Annotated in this window: 1 protein-coding gene; it reads left to right on the plus strand. The window is 57.5% G+C overall.

The genetic code is table 11. From position 1 onward, the window contains the following. A partial coding sequence (locus tag A3730_RS26150) for a DUF4113 domain-containing protein (protein ID WP_156501378.1) occupies window positions 1-441 on the plus strand: 441 nt, incomplete at its 5' end. Window positions 442-513: the final 72 nt, after the last annotated feature.

Below are 513 nucleotides of genomic sequence, written 5' to 3' on the forward strand. Positions count from 1 at the left end.
CAGCACCACCTGGCGTTGAGCATGCATGTGTTCATGCACACCTCGCCATTTGAGCCGAACTTCCACTCCGCCAGCGACTTGGTCCAGCTTCCCTACCCCACCGACGACACACGAGAGATCGTGAAATTGGCCAGGGCGACAGCCGCTCGCCTGTACCAACCTGGCCATGCCTTCCTGAAAGCGGGTGTTGGTCTCGTGAACATCTGCGACCGCAAGCACCATCAGTTCGACATGCTACACCCAGGCCAGACAGAGAGAGCTGACCAGCTCATGACCGTCATCGACAGTATCAACCGTGCCCAAGGGAAAGGCAGCGTGTTCATGGCCTCCCAAGGGACCTCAGCCCCGTGGTACATGAGGCAACAGTTCAGATCACCGGAGTACACAACGCAATGGGCAGAGTTGCCCGTAGCTCACTGTCACACTCTGCCCTGCTCTTGATTGCATTCACACTGTAGGTCAACCACTTTCCCTGGTCGCTGTTCGGTCTCTCCGCTGCTTCAGTGCCTTGAA

It is taken from the genome of Alcanivorax sp. HI0044, from assembly GCF_001634945.1.